The sequence below is a fragment of the Methylobacterium symbioticum genome (assembly GCF_902141845.1).
Classification (GTDB): domain Bacteria; phylum Pseudomonadota; class Alphaproteobacteria; order Rhizobiales; family Beijerinckiaceae; genus Methylobacterium; species Methylobacterium symbioticum.
In genome coordinates this window covers 1-1,582 of sequence record NZ_CABFPH010000226.1, presented here as the reverse complement: position 1 = coordinate 1,582, position 1,582 = coordinate 1, and the positions used below count along the sequence as shown (strand labels likewise).

The window sequence follows — 1,582 nt, the reverse complement described above, 5'->3', positions numbered from 1 at the left end:
TTGAAGCCGGCGGCCGAGGTCGCGCCGGGCGTCCGGTTCAGATCGATCACGCGACCGCTCTGGACGCCGTAGTTCTGGTAGACGCCCTCGACACCGATATCGAGGTCCTTCACCGGCGACCAGATCAGGCTGCCACCGACGTTGAAGGCGTAGGTGTCGCGCAGGATCTGGTTCAGGTTGTAGTAGGCCGAGCCGAACGTGCCGATGTTCGAGATGCCGCCGATGGCCAGGCCGTTATAGGAGGCCTGAGCAGCGCGCGCGCCCGGAGCGAAGGCGACCTCACCGTACGAGCCGAACAGGGCCGAACGCAGGGTCGGGTTCCAGTAGTGCAGCAGCGAGGCCACGACCGTGAAGCTCTGGGTCAGCTCGAGGCGGTTGTTGAGCGGGTTGAGCACCGCGTCGCTGAAGAACTGCGAGAACGGCGCGCCCTGCAGCGAGGTGGCCTGCTGGATGTACGAGCCCGCCCAGGCGGACGCGCCGGTGTACATCTGCGCGCCCTCGGCATAGGCGCCCTGCAGGTACAGGGTGTCGCCCGGGGCGATGAAGGGCAGGTTGACCTTCAGGCCGCCCTGGACCGCCCAGCCGTACTCGGAAGCCGTGCGGCCGAGGGTGCCGGGGTTCGCGCCGACGATCTGGGCGGCGGCGGAGTTGACGGTGCCGGCGTTGATCTCGTGCACGGCGGCCGAGATCTGGGCCGAGCCCCAGGGCTGGTCGTAGCGCAGCACGCCGACGAAGTCGGGCAGACGGTTGCGCTCGATCACGTCCACGAAGCCGAGGCCGACCGGCAGGCCGGCGGCGTTGTAGCCGAGGAAGACAGGGGCCGGCGACTGGGTGATCGCGAAGGTCTGCAGGCTGGAATTGCCGAGCACCGCGGCGGCGGCGGCGACAGTGGCCGGCGAGTAGGTCGGGGTGCGGCGGAAGCTCGGATCTTCCATCGAGATGGTGGCCGAGAAGCCGTTGCCGAGGGTGGCGGTGTAGGCCGCGAGGTTGGTCGAGGCGACGTCCGAGCCGAGGGTGCCGGCCTGGATCTCGAAGTCGTGGGCGTAGAAGTCGAAGAACGAGGACGCGCGACCGGCGGTGAAGCCGGCGAACTGCACGAAGGCCTTGTCCGTGTTGAAGTACTGCTGCACGCGGCCGAAGCCGTCGACGCCGAGCGCCGGGAAGGCGTTGGCGATGCGGTTCTGGGTGCCCGAGTTCAGGCCCGGGAAGCCGCTGCGGCTCGCCGTCTCGAGGCGGACGAAGGCGCGCAGGGTGCCGTAGGCGGTCTGGGTGCGGGCATCGAGGTTGATGCGGGCGAGGCTACGGTAGCCGCTGTAGTCACCGTTGCCGGCGCCGCGGGAGAGCGGGGCCTGGTAGCCGTACTCGAAGCGGGCGCGGCCGGAGAGGCGCAGGCAGGTATCGGTGCCGGGGATGTAGAAGAAGCCGGCACCGTAGGCGGAGCAGACGCGGACGTACTCGATCGGAGCCGCCTTCTTGACCGGAAGGTCGGCGGCCTGGGCGGCGGCGACGGCGGCGAAGGCCGCAGCCGATCCGAGAAGGGAGCTCTTCAAGAGCTTCATCGATATCTCCAAAAGCTTCGAGA

The 1,582-nt window shown here is 68.9% G+C and carries 1 protein-coding gene; it reads right to left on the bottom strand.

All coding sequences use genetic code 11. The annotated features are described in order from the left end of the window. A partial coding sequence (locus tag MET9862_RS28970) for a porin (RefSeq protein WP_142586312.1) occupies positions 1 to 1,559 on the bottom strand: 1,559 nt, incomplete at its 3' end. Between the last annotated feature and the right edge of the window lie 23 nt (positions 1,560 to 1,582).